This window comes from Acinetobacter sp. 1125_18A, assembly GCF_052824985.1.
The window spans coordinates 38,401-57,306 of sequence record NZ_VTDG01000020.1 but is presented as its reverse complement, the minus strand read 5'-3'; the positions used below and the strand labels follow the sequence as shown (position 1 = coordinate 57,306).

Annotated in this window: 22 protein-coding genes and 2 pseudogenes; 15 read left to right on the top strand and 9 right to left on the bottom strand. The window is 34.7% G+C overall.

Going from position 1 to position 18,906, the window contains the following annotated elements; genetic code table 11:
* The first annotated feature begins 146 nt into the window (after window positions 1–146).
* From FY049_RS20745 to FY049_RS20720, 6 genes are all read left to right on the top strand, one after another.
* Window positions 147–707 (top strand): hypothetical protein, encoded by a 561-nt coding sequence (locus FY049_RS20745; protein WP_446084269.1) that lies wholly within the window; start codon window positions 147–149, stop codon window positions 705–707.
* Window positions 708–767: 60 nt separating this feature from the next.
* Complete coding sequence (locus FY049_RS20740; RefSeq protein ID WP_446084268.1) at window positions 768–1,052, top strand: hypothetical protein; 285 nt, start codon at window positions 768–770, stop codon at window positions 1,050–1,052.
* Window positions 1,053–1,054: 2 nt separating this feature from the next.
* Entirely contained in the window at window positions 1,055–1,435 is a 381-nt protein-coding gene (locus tag FY049_RS20735) for a hypothetical protein (RefSeq protein WP_446084267.1), read from the top strand.
* Between the two features lie 189 nt (window positions 1,436–1,624).
* Window positions 1,625–1,849: a phage holin family protein gene (locus tag FY049_RS20730; RefSeq protein ID WP_446084266.1), complete on the top strand. Its 225-nt coding sequence runs from the start codon at window positions 1,625–1,627 to the stop codon at window positions 1,847–1,849.
* Window positions 1,846–2,283, top strand: coding sequence for a lysozyme (locus tag FY049_RS20725; RefSeq protein ID WP_335955936.1), 438 nt, complete (start codon window positions 1,846–1,848; stop codon window positions 2,281–2,283). The genes FY049_RS20730 and FY049_RS20725 overlap by 4 nt, the downstream gene beginning before the upstream one ends.
* Window positions 2,280–2,753 (top strand): hypothetical protein, encoded by a 474-nt coding sequence (locus FY049_RS20720; protein WP_446084265.1) that lies wholly within the window; start codon window positions 2,280–2,282, stop codon window positions 2,751–2,753. Before FY049_RS20725 ends, FY049_RS20720 begins: the two co-directional genes overlap by 4 nt.
* Here the strand turns inward: FY049_RS20720 and FY049_RS20715 are convergent.
* Both FY049_RS20715 and FY049_RS20710 read right to left on the bottom strand, forming a co-directional pair.
* Window positions 2,745–3,230 (bottom strand): hypothetical protein, encoded by a 486-nt coding sequence (locus FY049_RS20715; protein ID WP_446084264.1) that lies wholly within the window; start codon window positions 3,228–3,230, stop codon window positions 2,745–2,747. The genes FY049_RS20720 and FY049_RS20715 overlap by 9 nt on opposite strands.
* Before the next feature lie 8 nt (window positions 3,231–3,238).
* Window positions 3,239–3,940 carry a hypothetical protein gene (locus tag FY049_RS20710; protein ID WP_446084263.1) on the bottom strand — a complete coding sequence of 234 codons (702 nt, stop codon included), beginning with the start codon at window positions 3,938–3,940 and terminating at the stop codon, window positions 3,239–3,241.
* 210 nt (window positions 3,941–4,150) lie between these two features.
* On the opposite strand from FY049_RS20710, the gene FY049_RS20705 reads away from it, so the two are divergent.
* On the top strand, window positions 4,151–5,134 hold the full coding sequence (locus FY049_RS20705) for a hypothetical protein (protein ID WP_446084262.1): 984 nt from the start codon (window positions 4,151–4,153) through the stop codon (window positions 5,132–5,134).
* Window positions 5,135–5,136: 2 nt separating this feature from the next.
* A complete protein-coding gene (locus FY049_RS20700; protein WP_446084261.1) occupies window positions 5,137–5,673 on the top strand; it encodes a DUF6714 family protein in 537 nt (178 codons plus the stop codon).
* Window positions 5,674–5,735: 62 nt separating this feature from the next.
* On the opposite strand, the gene FY049_RS20695 is transcribed toward FY049_RS20700, so the two are convergent.
* Entirely contained in the window at window positions 5,736–5,885 is a 150-nt protein-coding gene (locus tag FY049_RS20695) for a DUF4113 domain-containing protein (RefSeq protein ID WP_446084260.1), read from the bottom strand.
* A 185-nt stretch (window positions 5,886–6,070) separates the two neighbouring features.
* On the opposite strand from FY049_RS20695, the gene FY049_RS20690 reads away from it, so the two are divergent.
* Both FY049_RS20690 and FY049_RS20685 read left to right on the top strand, forming a co-directional pair.
* Window positions 6,071–6,484: a DNA breaking-rejoining protein gene (locus FY049_RS20690; protein WP_446084259.1), complete on the top strand. Its 414-nt coding sequence runs from the start codon at window positions 6,071–6,073 to the stop codon at window positions 6,482–6,484.
* Between the two features lie 19 nt (window positions 6,485–6,503).
* Window positions 6,504–6,623 carry a glycoside hydrolase family protein gene (locus FY049_RS20685; RefSeq protein ID WP_446084271.1) on the top strand — a complete coding sequence of 40 codons (120 nt, stop codon included), beginning with the start codon at window positions 6,504–6,506 and terminating at the stop codon, window positions 6,621–6,623.
* A gap of 45 nt (window positions 6,624–6,668) precedes the next feature.
* On the opposite strand, the gene FY049_RS20680 is transcribed toward FY049_RS20685, so the two are convergent.
* Window positions 6,669–7,253 carry a cold shock domain-containing protein gene (locus FY049_RS20680; RefSeq protein ID WP_446084258.1) on the bottom strand — a complete coding sequence of 195 codons (585 nt, stop codon included), beginning with the start codon at window positions 7,251–7,253 and terminating at the stop codon, window positions 6,669–6,671.
* Window positions 7,254–7,748: 495 nt separating this feature from the next.
* On the bottom strand, window positions 7,749–8,975 hold the full coding sequence (locus FY049_RS20675; RefSeq protein WP_446084257.1) for a heparin lyase I family protein: 1,227 nt from the start codon (window positions 8,973–8,975) through the stop codon (window positions 7,749–7,751).
* Between the two features lie 444 nt (window positions 8,976–9,419).
* On the opposite strand from FY049_RS20675, the gene FY049_RS20670 reads away from it, so the two are divergent.
* From FY049_RS20670 to FY049_RS20660, 3 genes and pseudogenes are all read left to right on the top strand, one after another.
* Window positions 9,420–9,593 carry a hypothetical protein gene (locus FY049_RS20670; protein ID WP_446084256.1) on the top strand — a complete coding sequence of 58 codons (174 nt, stop codon included), beginning with the start codon at window positions 9,420–9,422 and terminating at the stop codon, window positions 9,591–9,593.
* Window positions 9,590–9,730: pseudogene (locus tag FY049_RS20665) on the top strand (IS5/IS1182 family transposase); the annotation flags it as partial. The gene FY049_RS20670 and the pseudogene FY049_RS20665, both read left to right, overlap by 4 nt.
* A complete protein-coding gene (locus FY049_RS20660) occupies window positions 9,681–10,025 on the top strand; it encodes a hypothetical protein (RefSeq protein ID WP_446084272.1) in 345 nt (114 codons plus the stop codon). The pseudogene FY049_RS20665 and the gene FY049_RS20660, both read left to right, overlap by 50 nt.
* 286 nt (window positions 10,026–10,311) lie before the next feature.
* Here the strand turns inward: FY049_RS20660 and FY049_RS20655 are convergent.
* A pseudogene (locus FY049_RS20655) lies at window positions 10,312–10,509 on the bottom strand (transposase); the annotation flags it as partial.
* A 240-nt stretch (window positions 10,510–10,749) separates the two neighbouring features.
* On the opposite strand from FY049_RS20655, the gene FY049_RS20650 reads away from it, so the two are divergent.
* Window positions 10,750–12,204, top strand: coding sequence for a hypothetical protein (locus FY049_RS20650; protein ID WP_446084255.1), 1,455 nt, complete (start codon window positions 10,750–10,752; stop codon window positions 12,202–12,204).
* Window positions 12,205–12,749: 545 nt separating this feature from the next.
* Here FY049_RS20650 and FY049_RS20645 read toward each other — a convergent pair.
* Complete coding sequence (locus FY049_RS20645) at window positions 12,750–14,159, bottom strand: short-chain fatty acid transporter (RefSeq protein ID WP_154130122.1); 1,410 nt, start codon at window positions 14,157–14,159, stop codon at window positions 12,750–12,752.
* 823 nt (window positions 14,160–14,982) lie between these two features.
* On the opposite strand from FY049_RS20645, the gene FY049_RS20640 reads away from it, so the two are divergent.
* Window positions 14,983–17,175, top strand: coding sequence for a TonB-dependent receptor domain-containing protein (locus FY049_RS20640; protein WP_446084254.1), 2,193 nt, complete (start codon window positions 14,983–14,985; stop codon window positions 17,173–17,175).
* Between the two features lie 105 nt (window positions 17,176–17,280).
* On the opposite strand, the gene ruvB is transcribed toward FY049_RS20640, so the two are convergent.
* The gene (ruvB, locus tag FY049_RS20635; RefSeq protein ID WP_446084253.1) at window positions 17,281–18,282 is read right to left on the bottom strand and encodes a Holliday junction branch migration DNA helicase RuvB; all 1,002 of its coding nucleotides are present in this window, start codon (window positions 18,280–18,282) and stop codon (window positions 17,281–17,283) included.
* Between the two features lie 17 nt (window positions 18,283–18,299).
* Entirely contained in the window at window positions 18,300–18,902 is a 603-nt protein-coding gene (gene ruvA, locus FY049_RS20630; protein ID WP_004724404.1) for a Holliday junction branch migration protein RuvA, read from the bottom strand.
* Window positions 18,903–18,906: the final 4 nt, after the last annotated feature.

Genomic DNA, 18,906 nt, shown 5'->3' with positions numbered 1-18,906 from the left:
TCAGTCACTTTCAGACACTGAAAAAGGCTTAGATCCTACACTTGGTTTATATGGCCATGTTGTGACAATTCCAGCAGCGTAATTAAGACAACAGGCACAGGGGCGCATAAGCGTCTTTTTTTTGTGCCTGTTTTCGAGTAATTAAAATGAATGAATTCTTTTTAGCGTCTAATCGATCTGTATTTAATGAAGATATTGAAATCAAGCAAATCACTGTAAGAGACTTGGATCAATGGTCGCAGTTTGCTGAAATGATTCGGAAAGACTTAAAACAAGATTATTCAAATGAAAATCTAGAATCAATTGTAAAACAACACATTGTAGCAGCCATTATGGTTTGCTCGCTTACAACAATTCATGATGCAAATTATTATTCAAATATTATGAATACCGATGCTGATACATTTCTGTCAATTTTTTCAGATGTATTAACGATTAATAAAGCTTATTTTGATCAAGAAGATGGGAAAAAATCTACTGAAAAAACAGAAAACACATGGTTTGATTCTTTTCAGTTTTTGATAAGCAAAGGCCATCGTCACAAAGATATTTTAGATTATAGTTTTGGTGCCTTCCTTGAATACTTAAAAGCTGCACAACGTAATGAACGAAATTCATTATTAAGCCTTGGAAGTACAATGCGTGTTTCATATCATGCAGACAATAATGGCTATAAGAAATTTTCAAATGAGATGAAAGGTTCATAAATTTCACATTGCACAATAAACATTCAAAAGATATCCTGTTCACATAATAAGGGGATATTTATGAAAAAAATATTATTAGCCTTTATGCTTTTTGCTTCAAGTTTTGTTTTTGCAGGAACAGAGGTTAAATCCATCAAAACATCTACTGGTTCAATAGAAATTGGTAGTTCGATTGATGATGTAAAAAGTGTATTAGGAAATCCCGAATCAGAGAAACGTTTCACTTTAAGAATTTATCATCGAATTCCACGTTCAGCCTTTAATTTGAGCTATGTAGTTGATAATGATAAATATACTATAACGATAGTCAGGGAGGTGGTCTATAAAATTGTTTTGGAGCAATGATTGTGAAATATTTAATATTTGTTTTATTGATAGCCTCCACTAATGTGTTTGCTAAGGATGTTTATACATGTACCGTTGGTGGAAAAACGGTTTATCAAGGAAAGCCTTGCGCAGGCAGCAAAGAACAAATCAACAAGATTAAAGAAAAACAAAATAGCTATCATGAAAATGAGAGCAGAAAAGTTAAAGAAAAAGCAGAGCGTGATGCGCGCAAGGAGCCAAAAATTGGCATGACAACAACGCAGGTTGGAAATTCAACTTGGGGTTATCCGCAGAGATACTCTGAAACGCAATCAGTGAATGGTTTATCAGAGTTTTGGCATTATGATTCTGGCAAAATGGTTTATTTTAAAAATGGTGTAGTAGTATCTCTAACAAAGTAAATAATTGTTTTTATTATCAAGAAAAATTATATAAACGAGAAACAGTTTAGATTTAAAAACTTGAGCACATCTAGTATTTTTCTAATCTCAAGTTTTTGTTTTATTTGATTAATTAATGTTATCCATATTTAACTATCAAAGCCGATTTTAATAAGTCGGCTTTTTTTATGCCTGTAAAAAAGTTGAGGAATGTATGGCTTCAGGATCATTAGATTTTCGATTAAACCTATTTTCGGTGAGTTAATTATCTCTGCATTCGCAGGGATCATCACAGTTCTATTGTGTATTTATTGGGATATGCCATTGGTACTGATAGGTGTATTAGCTGGCATGGCTGGCCATTTAGGTGGTAAGGCAATCGATACATTCGTGTTGATTTGGAAAGCAGTAGTTTCGGGAGGTAAGTTGCCGTGAAAATTAGCAATACAGGAATTAATTTGATCAGAGGTTTTGAAGATCTTCGACTCAAAGCGTATGACGATGGTGTGGGTGTATGGACTATAGGTTACGGCACAACAGCAATTAATGGTGTCGCAGTTAAGAAAGGTGATACTTGTACAATTGAACAAGCTAAGTCCTACATGGCTCAAGATTTAAAGAAATTTGAATCTGTGGTTAATACAGCAGTAAAGGTCACTTTAAATCAAAACCAGTTTGATGCGTTGGTTTCACTAACCTACAACATCGGCATTGGTGCATTTAAAAGTTCAACACTACTTAAAAAGTTAAATGCAAAAGATTATAAAGGCGCTGCAGAGCAATTCCCTCGATGGAACCGTGGAGGCGGCCGAGTTTTGAATGGTCTTGTAAAACGCAGAAAAATTGAGATGGAGTTATTCCTAAAATGACACTATTCCTAATCATCTCAAAATGGCGAGAAATCTTAATTGGACTTCTCGCTTTTTTATTACTTATTTGCCTTACTTTACTGAACCACAAAGCAGGGCAGATCGAAAAATACAAACACACTGAAATTGTTTTGCATGCTGAAAATGCAAAGGCCAAAGCCTCAGCAGCACTCAAAGAAAAACAATGGTCTGAACAACAGTTAAAAGCGGAGCAAAACTATAATGCCAAAATTAAACAAATTGAGTCTGATAGTCGCCTTGCTAGTGCCAGCGCTGACAGCTTGTCAAAGCAACTCAAAGTTGCAAATAGCCGTTTGTCCAGTGCTTCCAAAGAAACCATCATTGAGTACACCAATACCAACAGTGATATACTCGAAAACTGCATCACTGAATATCGAACAGTGGCAGAAAAAGCTGATGGACACGCAGCTGATGCAGAAAGATTGATTGAGGCATGGCCCTCAGATTGAGGGCTGATTAGAATTTAACGATTCTTTTAAATTTCTATTAATGCATAGAAGAGCTTCTTTAATAGTTTTTTCCTGATTTAAGCTGTCTACTAAATCATCAATATTATTTTGAGATGAATTATTTTTCAGAACCTCTTTAACATTGGTATCTTCTAAAAAAGGAGATAAGAAACTTCTTGAGCTTATTAAGCTATCTTGTGATTTAATTAAAGATGCTAATAATTTTAGCGATTCAGAATAATCAGTATAATATAAACATTTGAATCTATACCATTGTAATCCTTGTTTTTTATCAGGATATTCTTTTTCGATTTTTCTTAAAATACTTAAAGCCTTTACGTAATTTTTTTCAATATAATAAACATTAAATTTTATTAAAAGAAAATCATAATTATTTGATTTTTCTTCAGTAATTATATATTCAAGTTTTTTAACTAAACTAACCAAGCTAAAAAAGAAGTGACTATATTCACTCAATGTTGGATTTACAGGGCGATAAAACCTATTACCTTTCCAAAACTATCTTCGTTTTTACTAAAAAAGTCATACTTATTAATAGCTTGATAAATATCTTCCAAGATCAAAATTTCATCTACTGACAAATTCTCATTAAAGAAAAGTACTCTTTCAATTCCATATTTAATCTTTGAGGTTCTTTTGAATAATAAATCACCTATAACTATATTGTTTGAAAATTGATCTACAAGATGTTTGCTGTTTATTGACTTATTGAATAACGCCAACTCAATAAGTTCCTCTGAAACTTCCCCATTATAAACTTCATTGTGAAACATGGAGACTGGGTTTTCATTATGTATAAAAGCTAAATCTATCAGATGATAAATTGTAGATCTGATATCCAGTAAATCTTTTTCAATTTTTGGACGCAATCTTTTCTTTCTTGAATTGTTTGGTAATACTTGAAAAAGATACCAAAATATTAGACCTGCTATAATTGATAAAAGTATTGGCAGTCCAATTTCCTTATATAAATTTATTGGTTTATTATTCAATTCATTTATTAATTTTAATTGATTCTCTTTTACTTCATTTAGATCTTTAGTATTGATATTTATTGAATTTTTAGATTCAAGCAACTTGTTTTTTTCAATATTATTGATGTTTTCAGCATGCGCAATACAGGAAAAAATTTTTAAGAATATTATAAAAATTAATACATTTTGCAAGGTTCTGATTTTCATAGAATATAAATTTAAAGGCAACTATGCAAATAATGCAAAATTAATCACTTACAGTCAACAACCCATCCCAACTAAAATAATTCTGTGTCAATTTTTCTCTGCTTACATCCCAATTTATAATTTTTAGTTATACTTACCAGAATGTCGTTAAACAATCAAAAATACTTCCAATTCCTTGAAAAGAGTCAAATTAACATGCTTAAAAGAATTATGATTTTTTTAACTTCAATTTTATTGTTATTAAATTCAGCTTTAGTTAATGCTACAACAATTAATGGATGGTTTTTATCAAACCCTACTGCTGTTGGGGCATCAATTTTATATGATGGTACAAAAGGTTCACTTGCGTCATCCGTGCTAATCTCACCTAATGCTTCGCAGATTGCCAAAGTTTTACGTGGTGGTATAGCTGGATATGCACTAACTTTTGCGGTAGAGCAATTATTAGGGGCTGTGGATTGGGTATTAGATCCTGCGAATAATCAGATTAAGTATAAATATGAGGAATTCGGCGGTACTTATTATGATCAATTAACAAAAAAAACATTTGCTACTGCTAAAGAAGCTGCTGACTCTCAATGTAGGTACTTTTTTAAACAATTTGCATTTGCATATGATATTGAAAATCATAGCGAAACACAGTTTAAAGCAAACTGTGATGATACAAGTACATCTACAAAACCTGATCTTGTGATTTATCCACTCATAACTTCGCCACCTATTATCACAGAAAAACACCTTTCCCTCATAACCGCCGCCGAACAAGTCATCGAGAATGCAGAAAGTGATAATCTAGATGCTCAATTCGCAGTTTTAGCAGCAGCGACAAATATCCTCTCTGATGCTGAACAGGATGATGCGGAAGCGAAGCCAATTGCTGATGAGCTGGAAAATAATTCTAAATGCCCAAGTGGTATAGTTAGAAATGGTAGTTGTTGGATTTGTGATAAATCTTTATTTATGCCATACACACGTGCAACAAGAGATGCCAAAACGGCCACAAGAGGAAAGAGCTGTAAAAATATAACAGATACAACAATTAAAGCCTCTAATGCTGTTCTTTTTCGGAATTTAATCAATGCAAGAGTTCAAGAAAATGCTTGCTGGTCACCTCCTGATCAAAACCATGCTACAGCTTTAGTTGATGCTCAAAACGCTTTGAGTCTATGTGAAAACTAATTATGGATATAAATACTAAAGAATATCTTGAGAAAATTTTCCCACCGTTCCTATTAGGGGATAATCGCTCACTGCTTGAATGTGATTTTTATGATACTCATCATAGTTATTTTGATCAGATTGATGATGATTACCTATCTGTAATAGACTTGCCAGCAGAAGGATTACTTCTTGAGTATAGCTTTGATTGGCCTAAATTTTACTTACAAGCTGGACTAGAAGCTGTTCGTTCGCGTAGTAGACCAAATGAGGGAATCAAAACATGGAAAGATGTTAGCTATGATTACTTATATTATTTTGGGCAGGACTGTAGTTATTTAAGCTCAGAGGGTTTTAAATTCTATTTACCAGCTGCTATTTATCATTTTCTAGCAACTGATGGAAACAAAGCTTATATGGATTGGTTTATTTTTAGACTGAAATCACAATGGGAAAAAGATAATCATATTTTTAATGATGCTCAAAAAAATATTATTATTGAATTTATAAAAGAATATTACAAAGATGATGATTATTTGATATCTATTCTATCAAAATAAAGACCGTGCTAAGCCTTAATCTTTTCTCTAGATTAGGGCTTTGGCATTTCCCATATTAATGATCAATAAACCTTAATCATCCCATTTTTCGTAAAATAATTCTTAGACAGCATATCCCTACTCATAGACCACTTTCGATCCTTGAAGTAACACGGACCTATAGAGATCTTAGCTTTGCCAAATTTTGTCTGTATTTCTTCATAGGCCTGCATCAAGCTTTCATTCTCAATTCTAGTTAGATGATCTGAAACCAGCTCAGGAATATGGTTCGATTTCTCAATCAGTTAAGAACGGAACATTTCACACTTTTTAACTCAATTATGTCTTTGAATAATTGACCTATAAAATCATGAGTATATAATTATTATAAACTTAATAAATTAAGGTCTAATTTGACATGAAAAAAATTATGTTGCCGTGTTTAATGGCTGTAACTATGTCTTTGGGTACTTTAGAAGCAAACGCAACTCCTGTAAAATCGATTCAATTTGCAAAAGGTTCAGTTGGTACAACTATTTCTGGTTCATTTAAAGGATCAGATGAGGTGCAGTATAGTTTACGCGCTCAAGCAGGGCAGACTTTAGATTATAAGCTAAGTAGTAATAAAAATTTAGCTCAAATTAATATCTATGCTCCGGGTGATAAACCTGGTACAGCTGAGGCATTGGTTATCGGATCTATCACAGGTTCAACAGGTCAATTTTCACTTCCTCAATCTGGTAATTATTTAATTCAAATTTACCAAATGCGCAATACAGCTCGCCAAAATACAAATGTGAACTACAAACTTAATGTGAGTGTAGAAAATTAAATAGTTCCCATTACTTAAAATACTGAATGCAAGCGATGTTCTGTGTGCAGCTTCTCAGTTTAATTTTTGGAATAAAGTTAAAGGCAAGGTTGTGCAAGGTTTAGTTAATTGTCGTTCGAAAGAACGAAATTTATTTTAGAGGGCTCTATACAACTTAATCATAATTAAATTTTATGGGGATCTATCAGAATTGACTTTCGCATGGGATTCCATCTCCGTCACCATCCATTTTTGTTCCTGGGCAATTATTTATAAAAAATACTGCCTCATCATATGATTTCATTTCACTACAGTATACTCGTCCATCACAACGATATTGTTGAACTGAATTAGTTGTAGTAGATGAGGTTCTTTCAACAAGTTTAACGGGTTGTCTTTTTAAGGTCTCTCTTTTATATATTCCTGATAAAAAGGGTATTAAAACAGCTAGAAATACGGAGAATATAAATACACCAATAAAAATTTCAAGTAAATTGAAACTCTTTTCTTGTGGTTTTCTCTTATTGAATTGTGACCGAATTTGACGCTTACTATCGCTTGGACTTTGTTTCTCTTCGATCTTAAAATCTAAACGTATAATATTTTCTGCTTTTATTCTTCCATTTTCATTAACAACATGAAATTTTAATCTTTCTCCAATTTTTGGAGGAAATGTTTTGTGTGGAAAATCACTGATATGAAAAAATAAATCTTTCCCATGATCTTCAAGTTGGATGAAACCATAACCTTTATTTTCATTATAGGTCGTAATTTTTCCTTCTTTAAACATATGATTCTGCAACATTGATTTTTAAGTAAATATTGGGAACAAAGATACCATCTTTAAATGATAAATTAAATGTTTGAATTTTTAAAAAATAATTCAATATTATTAAGTAATACTTTGGATTAATTAGATATTTTTTTAATAAAAATTTTTCCTATCCAAATCTCTACTTGCTCCAATCTCCAGTTAAGGCAAGAAAAATACCAGCCATCAATAAAAGCACTGAAAAACTCGAAAAGTGCATTACTGAATATCGAGCAGTGGCAGAAAAAGCAGATGGACACGCAGCTGATGCAGAAAGATTGAGGGAAGCATGGCCCTCGGAGTGAGGGCATATTTGCATAAGGGCCATTATGTTAAACCAGATATCTAAAACTGTGGCCCACGCAATGCTATTGTTGCCACAGCTCGACATCGTGAATCTGCGAAATTGTATTCACGATGTCGAATAAGCCAACGATTTAAATCATTCAATGATTGGCTAAAGCAGGATTCTTGTTAATTAAGATCTTTAATCACCACGTTTTTGTGGTAAGCCTCGACAGGCTGACCCACGATAACACGGTTCTTAAGTGCTCCTTCTCGCCAACTTGAACGGTAAATGCCCATTTGGAAATAAGGTGACCACTTTTGATGGTAATTATTGACCCCAGTGATGTTGGCTACTTCTTTTCCATTATGTTTCACCACTACTTTCCCAGGAATCAATTGATCGTTTGCATCAAGTTCTGACCATTGGATATCAAAATTCCAATCATTCCACTGGTTATATACCACAGGCACATCTAAGACATAACGCTTCAAAAGCGTTTCTGGAACTGCCAAGGGTGAAGTCATTGGCTTCAACTCATATAAATGTAACTGCCACTCAGGTTTTAGACCTGAAAGTACCAAGGCTATTGGGGGATTCAAATTTTTTCCATTTAGGTTAAAGCCATGCCACTGTGCCAATATTGTTCCATACTGAAATACTGGCCATGTTGAGGGAATATAGTGAGAAAAAGAATAGTTATAATGGCCCCAACTAAATTGCTTTCGTTGTATTTCCGCGCGATAACATTGACCATCATCAGGCACGACAAATTTGGCAACATTCTGCCCTGTGCCAGCAGGATCTTTAACAATTGTTGCTGAACTACGATTTTCAAAGTGGAGGGCCATTGCATTCCACGTCGACAGATCATTACTGTATTTATCGACACGAATCGTCCCTGTCTCAAACCCATCACGAAAAATAACCTTACCCTTTTCTTCCGTATTGTCTATCAATACATCATCATTTTCAGGGTCTGGTATGACATCAGATGGATTAACAACTTGTTCTACATTTCTAGCGAAGGCCTTTAGTTTAACTGTGGTGGTTTGACTGTCTTGTTGACCATCATTCACCACTAAACTCAGTTCATAATCTCCAGCATGGTCTGGAATAAAATGAAATATTTTATCCGTACTAGCACCAAAACTTGGGAAACTATTTTCAGGCTTTTTAACGACTGCCCAACGATAATTCAATGTTGTCGCGTTATCATCAGTACTTTCAGAACCATCTAAAAGTATGCTATCTCCAACCATAGCGCTGTCTTGCGTTGATTGAATTATGCCTACAGGCACTTCATTCTGAATATCTTTTACCGTTCCCGTTGTTGACTGATCATCCTGACTTCCCCCGCAAGCCACCATCCCCAGAACTGTAGTTAAAACTAAAAAGTATCTAATTTTATTCATGCAAATGCACTCTATTTATACACACCCAAAATTAGCCATGTACCTTACTTCGTCTATGTCTCTTTGAGAGTAGGAAACAGTTGAACATGGCCAAATTTAATTTTTAAATACCTAAAAACAAGCTTCATCTTAAACAATGAAATGCGCTGCTTTACTTATTGATAAAAGATCAATTTTTCTCAAAATCAACCTTTCAGCGTAGCCTCCTCATTTTATAACATTATGGAATTTCAGATCTGCTTTTTTTTTGATGACTGAACACCTAAAAAATACTAATAATTAGTTAATATTTTAAAAAAGTAATAAATACCAAAAACACTGTTTTAAAATTAATATGTTGTTTTCTTGTGTGTACTTTATACCAAACAGTAAATAATATTTAAGACGGATTTCCAATAGGATTTTGGGGATTTAGAAAAAAAATTAAGAAAGTAATGTAATATTATGAAATTAGTTTTAAAAACTGTTTTACTCATCGCTTTTATTTGTGGAATTCCAGCTATTCAAGCTGCCACTTCTGATGGAAAAACATGGGGGGCTGCTGGCTCGTTACATGTAGTGGGCTTTGTTGCACAAACCTACCATCAAAGGCTTATCAACAATATAATTTCTAAATGACTAAGCCTACACCTAAAATCTACCGTACAACGAATTGGTCTTCTTATAATCGAGCCTTAATCAATCAAGGAAATATCTCGATTTGGTTTGATCCTACTACTCAATGGTATGCACAGCTACAAGGTAAACAAGGGAGAATCAATAAAAATAAACACTGAAAAAACTACTTTTGTATCAAAAGCTTGTTCTAGAAAAAATACTGGATTGACTATTACTAATAAAAATAAGGTATCTATTGTTCGTAGCAAAAAACGCCAAATCTTGGCAATGATTTATCAATACGGCTTAGGAAAAATTACTGATTCTGAGGAAGTAGAAAAATTAAAAGGCATTGTTAACTTTTCTATTTATATTGATCCAGAATTTTTAAATGTAATAATTAGAAAATATGGCAAGGATGCTATTTCTAAACCATATAAAATAAAAAGTTAGTCTAAGAATAGAATTCTCCACATTCTACTACTCATATAAGTTAAGATTTCCTAAAATTAACATAATACAGCTTATACGAATTATTAGATAACTTATCCTATAAATACCCGCACACTACCTTGCCCTAAACTCTTAAAACTTGAGTCAGGGCAGGGTAAAGAAATCACCTTATGGATCATTGATACAGTTGCTAAATACAATGAATGTAATGCTTTGAATGATGTGAAGAATAAGGCTATTAAATAGGGCTTTATTCTTAGGAATAATATTGGAATAAAATCTATCAATATAGAGATTTGATCATTAAACAGCATTTAATCGCTGTATCTGAATAAGTTTGATTTCGTCCTGGTTTTCCTTTTGGTTGAGTATACCATTGCATTTTAGGATCAAACTAAATTGAAATATTTCCTCATCCTATTAAGGCTTGGTTGTAGGAGGACCAATTCGTTATACGATAGATTTTGGATGTAGGCTTCTTTATTTGGAAATTATGTTGCTGAAGAAGCCTTTAAGAACAGCTTTGCGCAACAAAGCCGTTATAGACCACAAATTTAAATACTCATAATTATTATGTATTAAATGATTAGAAAAATTAAAAACAGTTTGAATATAATTGAAAAAAGTATAAAATTTGATCAGAATTACATTGCGATTATTAATAAACTAATTTTTTGAATTTTTAAACTAATAAACATTCTTACAATGGAAAAAGGATTTTTAAATGAAAAAGGTTTTTTTATCAAATGCTTTTTTGGGATTAATCTGTTTTAGCAACGATTCAGTTTATGCAAGTTCTGAAACTTTTCAACCTATGTCAGAAAGTGAAATGTCAGCAACTACTGGTCAGGCTTTAATGAGTATGTCTTTTATTGCACCTAATGATTCAGATAACTTGGAAAGAAAGCGTACTGGCGGTAGCCAGAATATCGGTTTTTATCGCTTAGGTTTGGAAGCAGAACTAGAGTTGAATGCTAATATTAAAAAATTACAACTAGGTTGTGGGGGGGTGAACGGGGCTGGTGGATGTGATCTTGATATTGATAATTTAAGTTTAAGTGGTATTTCTGATACTAATTCTGGTAGAACAAGTTCCAGTGCAAAATTAACCAACCCTTTTATTGAGTTTGCAATTAAAAATCCCGGTAAGTCATCTACAAGAGAAATAATTGGATTAAGACTGAGTGCCGAGAAAATACTAGGTCTGATGACTTTGGGAACAGAAAATTCATCTGTTGCGAATGGATTAAATAGTTTCTCTGGGTACATGAAAGTACAGTCAGGTATTGGTACTACTGTTGCAGAACAAAGTAAAATTAAAGGATATGCCGATACTGCTGCACAATTTATGAATCTAGGTACATATCCAATTAAAGGCAATTTACTTGCAATTGGATTAGCAAATGCAAGTTTCATCACAACTGGAGGGGGATTCAGTATTCCAGAAATGGATAACCTTCCTTTTGAAACCTCCCAAATTGTTGTTGTAGGAAATCGTAAGACATCAGTCGGTTTATCTGCATCTGTTGATATTCCAACTATCAATTTAGGGACAGGAAATGATTATCCAGCAACAGGTAGAACAACCTTTGATGCAAATGGAACCACAACAGCATTATACACAGCTGGCAATCCCGTAGACGCAAGGATAACAGGATGTCAAAACACGGTCTTTTTTATTCCTGCTTGCTTAGCTGCACCAACAGGGCGTCAATTTACTAATATCAAAATGAGTGGTTCAGTAAGTGGTGCGAAAGCTACTGTAAATTTTCAAGAAGCTCTTGGTTTTATACATAGCTTACAGGTGAATTCGGCTGCATCTTTAAGCTTACAAAATCAGAGTTTATTGTGGCCAGATTCTGAATCCTTAAATATTGCACAGCCAGGTTGGTGGTTAGCACTTGCAGATCCTATCAGTATAGGTCGAGTAGAACCAACCCAAAAATTAAGTATTGAGCCATTGCTTGGTCAATTTGCTACGAAAGCTGGAGATTATTTACAGCAAAATCCTGCCAGAACAAATGATCTTCTTGGAATTATTACTGGAAATGGCCTTGATGCAAATATAGGAAATGTAAATTTATCAAATGTTGCTCCCCTACAAATGAATCTATCTAACCTTCAGCTTAATGGGCAAAATTTTGCCCCAAATTGTTATGGTAGCCTTAAATTTTGTTAATCTTAATTTACTTGAATTTGTACAGAATTTAAAAGAGAGCATTGCTGATACTCACAATTTGAGTATCAGGCTAGGCCAAAACATTACGAAACTTTCGTAATTAAAAAATCTCAAAAAATGTCTGTCAATTGTATAGTCAATTTTTTCTAATAATTTGGAAATTACATTCCATGAATTTTATCCAATTATATTCAGGCTGGTCTATTAATCCGAGTTATTAAAAGTAGACCCATAGTAGACCAAAAATAGACTGCTAAATATTTCTAAATATTGCTTATTAAAGTTAAATTTTCATAACATATTGAATTTATTGGTTTAATATTTTGTCTATTAATTCTTATTATTGCTAGATTTTAAGTAAATATTAGAATTTGGAATTCGAATTTATCACTCATGTTGCTATGCATTCCTACGATTGACTAATTAAAGCTCGTTTGTAAGAAGATCAACTCTTGGTATGATCAATTTAGTTGTCGGCTTATTCAACAGAAGATTATGTTGAATAAGCCGTTTAAATAACTTTGTACAACAAAGCATCTTAAATTCTAAAAAGTAGGTGGCATATACGTTAAAGTACGACCAAGAATCCACAATAAGAATAAAACCAAGGGTAAATGGAAGACAAGCTGAGTAACTGTAAATCCAATAACATCTTTGGCTTTTAACTTTAAAATTCCCAGCATGGGTAACATAAAGAAAGGATTAATTAAATTGGGTAAAGCTTCTGCTGCATTATAAATCTGAACAGACCAGCCTAAATGTACTTTTAAATCGTGTGCAGCCTGCATGACATAAGGTGCTTCAATAATCCACTTACCACCCCCAGATGGAATGAAAAAGCCTAAAATAGCCGAATATAACCCCATAACAATTGCGAAAGTTTCTTTGGATGCAATCGATACAAAAAATTCAGCAATATAATGAGATAGAGATAAATCCTGTGCGTTCATTGCACTTGTCATGATAAAAGCAATACTTCCATAGAGTGGAAATTGGATCAGTACGCCAGAAACCGCAGGGACTGCTTTAGAAACTGCATTTAAAAAATTTCGAGGTGTTCCGTGTAAAGCAATACCCAGCATTAAGAAGATAAAGTTGTAAGTGTTTAAACTGGAAATCGCAATAATCGGATTGCTTTTTGTAAACTCATTAAACATCCAGATCAGACCCAAAACCACAATTAAAATGCTCAGAATAGGGGAGTTTTCTAGCCAATCACCTGGGCGTTTTTTGCTCTGAACTTCGGTCTTTTCATTTTCAAAATGAATATCAAATTCATCAATGGTTTTTATGCTATTGCCTTTAGGTGCAGACCAGAATGCAATGGCAATTGACACAATAATTAATACGGCAGTCATAATCATAGACTGTGGTAAAAAGATCGTTTCAGTAAAAGGAATAATACCAGTTAAATTATAAAGTGGTTCTGGTAAGCTCGCTTTGTTTGCCTGTAACTGAGCAGCGGAAGAACTAATACCCAATGCCCAAGTTGCTCCCATACCAATAATAGCGGCTGCGGCAGCTGCACGATAATCCATATTCAGCTCTTTACGCTTGGATAGTGCAATCACCAAAAGGGCAGTTAAAACTGTACTCATGGCCCAGTTAATCAGCGAAATCAACAGACTAACAGTCGCTACAAAAACAATAGCATTTCTTCCAGATGTTGGAATCTGAGCCATTTTTTGAATCAGCATTTCGACGGGTTTGGATACTGAAACCACATAACCAACGACAATCAACATACACATTTGCATCGTAAATGGAATCAAACTCCAGAAACCATTGCCAAATGAAATTGCGACCTCCTGAACAGGTGCTCCTATTCCAATCGCAGCTATGGCGACAATGATGACGCCTAACAGGGCAAAGATATAGGAATCAGGAAACCATTTTTCTGACCAATCACTGACTTTTATTGCAAATTTTTGTAATATATTCTGAGTGTTATCCATATTTAAATATCCTATTTATTCGATTATGAAACCAGTACATCCATGTTGAAAATATTGATTTTCGGGCGATAACGATCAACATCAGCAAGTTTGAATATTTGTATAAAAGACTCTCGAATGAGCTTTAGGTATATGCGCTGTTGAATTTTTTTTCTAAACTCACATTCCATGCAAGTTCACTCAATTTGATTCCTTTTTGGGTTGCTCAGTCAAAATTATCAACTGTCCTTTTATTAAGTTATTAACATTGAATTGGCTTTTTTATAAGTTTAAAGTTTTAAACGTACAATAAGAAAAACTCATTAATCAAAAGAGTATGTCAATCTGCATTTGCAGCGTGAAATAAAAGATGGCAATTGAATATCCGCTCTATATTTCATAACTTCAACACTCGACGAAACCCGTTCATTCCAAAATTATTTTTTTGTAATTGTTTAAATAAGCAGCATAGCTATATGATGTTTTCGTGTGTTTTATCTTTGAACTACCTTACTAACAGCCAATTGAGTGTAGGAATTTTTATTAAGTGCTGAGTAAAAAGGATGTATCGAAGAAGATTTTATAAAATAATAAAATTAAATATTAACAATAACTTATTTGTTTTGAATAGCAAATTTTTAATAAGATCAATGTAATTAAATGAGGCTATTAAAACCAACAAAAGTTTTTATTAAGTTTTTATTAAAATAATATGTAATATATCTTTACTATGACCGCCATCTTTTGTATTCTTTTTATTGCAAATGATAATTCTTATCATTCATATTTAGATGTTTTATTTGTTTTCAATTGTTTATGTCGTCCATCTACTGGAATTCTATTTATGAGTAAGTTTAACCTTCGTCCTATTTCAATCGCACTTTTAGGAATTACAACAACTTCAGTCTTTGCAAATAGCAAGGTAGAATCCGATGCTACACAACAACTTTCAACAATTGTTGTCTCTGCGGCAGGTTATGAGCAAAAACTAAAAGATGCGCCGGCAAGTATTACTGTGATCACAGCACAAGATCTAAAAGATAAACGTATAAACTCAATTGCAGATGCTTTAGTTGATGTTGAGGGGGTTGATATTAGCCCAGGCGCTGGGAAAACTGGCGGTTTAAATATACGTATCCGAGGGATGGATTCTGAGTATTCCCTTGTATTGATTGATGGTCGTCGTCAGAACAGTACTGGGGATATCGCACCAAATGCTTTTGGTGAGTCAAATAATAGTTTTATTCCTCCAGTTTCAGCAATTGAACGAATCGAAGTGATTCGAGGACCTGCTTCTACATTGTATGGTTCTGATGCTATTGGTGGTGTTGTCAATATTATTACAAAAAAAGTTTCAAATGAATGGACAGGCTCCATCACATTAGAAGGGACTTTACTTCCAAACAGTTCTGATTTTGGTAATCAACGTGCTGCTGATGGATTTATTACTGGTCCAATTATTCAGGATTTGTTGGGAGTGCAACTTCGCGCACGAAAGGCTCAACGGAGTCAATCCAATGTGGGTTATCTCGATGTAAATGATAATTCAGTAGAGTTGAACATGGGGAATAACCCAACCAAATCAGATTTAGAAACAATTGGTGCTCGTTTAACACTTACCCCAACAAAGCAACATGACCTCTCCGTAGAATATGAAAAAACTGAGCAATGGTACGATAACAGTAAGAGTCAACTTGGTACGCTTGGTGCAAATGGTGGTTATGATAAAACAAAAGAGTTTAATCGAGATCGGCTAGTACTTGCACATATATGGCGCAATAAAATAGGGACCTTGGAATCAAGTATAAGTAATATTCAAACCGAAACCATTGGTCGACTTATTCCATCGCGTGCTCAAGCAGGTTCAAGTGTGATTATCCCACGTCTTTTAGAAAGTGAGGATACGATTTTTGATACTAAATTGGCGACTCAATATTTTAAAGGGCACAATATTACCCTTGGTGGGCAATGGTGGGATGCAAGTATTAAAGATGGATTAAGGGTAAATAAAGAGGTGTCGTTTCAGCAACTGGGGCTTTTTGCTGAAGATACGTGGGCACTTACTCCTGATCTAGCTTTGACCATGGGTTTACGTTTTGACAACCATGATACATTTGGTAGTTTTTGGACACCTAGAGCATATTTAGTTTGGAATGCAAATGACAATTGGACGTTTAAAGGTGGTTATAGCGAGGGGTATAAAGCGCCACGCTTAGAGCGCCTGACCAATGGAATTTATAATGTTGGTGGACAGGGGCGGACTCCTCTTTTTGGTAGTCCAAATTTAAAACCTGAAACAAGTAATAACTTTGAACTGGGTACTTATTTTAATAACGGTTCTAATTTTGATGCTAACATCACAGCATTTTTTAGTCAGATTCAAGATAAAATAGTCAATGGACCAGTGGAGAGAACCTGTGATGCCAAGGACGCTAAGGTAAAAGCAGATTGTGAAAAATTCATGGCTAGTCTTGGTACACCATGGTTAATGCAATCTGGAGATACTGACAAACGCGCTTGGAATGTTACTCGTCCTATCAATGCTCGAGAAGCAGAAATCTATGGTGTTGAAACCGGCTTAAATTGGGAGTTTGTACCGACTTGGAAATTTGGTTTGAATTATACATGGACAGTGGCAGAAATTAAGGACAAAAAGAATGGTAATCCGCCTTTAAACGATACACCTAAACATATTGTTAATGCATCATTAAAATGGCAAGCGGATGATAAAATTCAATTATGGGCGCGAGGCGAATACCGGAGTGAACGTGCGCGTTTCACACCAGACTACTATAATAGTCTACCTGTAGTTAACCAAGAAGTTTATGATGCATTAGGTGATTTTAAAGCATATGGTTTGATGCATATGGGATCAAATTTTAATGTCAATAATCAGTGGGATATTGCTGTTGGTTTATATAATATTTTTGATAAAAACTTTGTTGATTATCAGAAAGTAGGCGCAGACTATTATAATCGGTATAAAAATACTCAAGAGGGACGCCGTGTTCAATTGAGCACAACGTTTAAATTCTAATAAAACCCTTCTTCGATTAGCACTATAAAAGCCCTATTTGTATAGGGCTTTTATATATAAAATCATAAGAGACTCAAGGGAATATTCAATATTCCCTTGAGTTGATTATTTTGGTTCAGGTGGTGTCATCCCAAACTGTAAATAGGCTTGGTTGGTTGCAATACGTCCACGAGCGGTACGCATAGCATAACCTTGCTGAATCAAATAGGGTTCAATCACATCTTCTAGCGTGCCTGAATCTTCAGCCATTGCTGCGGCCAAAGCTTCAACACCAGCAGGGCCGCCATCAAAACGTTCTAATAACATCGATAAATAACGACGGTCTAACGTATCTAAACCATCTTTATCAACATTTAACATATCCAATGCACGTTGTGCCATGTGTTGAGTGACTTCACCCGTGCCTTTAACTTGTGCATAGTCACGGACACGACGTAACAAACGGTTAGCAATACGGGGAGTGCCACGTGCACGACGAGCAATTTCTTTTGCACCATCTGCTGTTGTGGGAACATTCATTAATGATGCTGAACGTGCAACAATATGAGTCAAATCTTCGATTGAATAAAACTCTAAACGTTGCACAATTCCAAAGCGATCACGTAAAGGTGAGGTGAGTAGACCTGCACGCGTTGTTGCAGCAACCAAAGTAAATGGTGGTAAATCTAATTTTATCGAACGTGCACCAGGGCCCTCACCAATCATGATATCGAGTTGGTAATCTTCCATCGCGGGATAAAGAATTTCTTCAATCACTGGAGAGAGGCGATGAATTTCATCGATAAATAGCACATCACCTTCTTCCAGATTGGTCAGCATTGCAGCCAAATCACCTGCACGTTCCAGTACTGGACCAGAGGTAGATTTAAGGTTCCCCCCCATTTCACGGGCAATAATATTGGCCAATGTGGTTTTACCTAAACCGGGTGGGCCAAAGATCAAGGTATGATCAAGTGCTTCACCACGACCACGAGCAGCACCAATGAAAATTTCCATTTGCTCTCGTACAACAGGTTGGCCTATATAGTCATCCAAAGAGGTTGGACGAATGGCACGATCAAAATGATCTTCGGGTTTTTCAGCCCCACTGATTAAACGGTCTTGCATGAGTGTCTTAATCTGTCTTATTTATTCATGGATTTAAGTGCAGCACGGATAATGTCGCTTGCTTCAGTATAGTCTGCTTTCACGGCATTAATCAGTTTTTGTGCTTCCAAAGGTTTATAACCTAAAGATTGCAATGCCGCTTCAGCTTCTGCAACAGCAGAATTGCCCGTAAATTGTATTTGAGTTGAAGTCGAATTACTCGGTGTGGTACCTGTAGCAAAGGCTTTAAAGCGATCACGAAGTTCAATCATTAAACGTTCGGCTGTTTTCGCACCAACGCCAGGGACTTTAACTAAGGTTTTAACATCACCATTCTCAACAGTATGTACCAACATTTCGACACTGAGTGTAGATAGAATACCTAAAGCCATTTTAGGACCGACACCATTCACTTTTAGCAGGGTGCGAAAGATGGTTTTTTCTTGAGCATTAGAGAAGCCATATAGCAATTGAGCATCTTCACGGACGGCTAAATGTGTCCATAGGGTAACTTTTTGACCTTTTTGTAATTGGCAAAATGTTGAGAGTGGGGTATCGATCTCATAACCCACACCATTTACATTTAAAAGTACGGTAGGTGCTTCTAAAGCTAAGACTTCACCAATAAGACATCCGATCATTGAG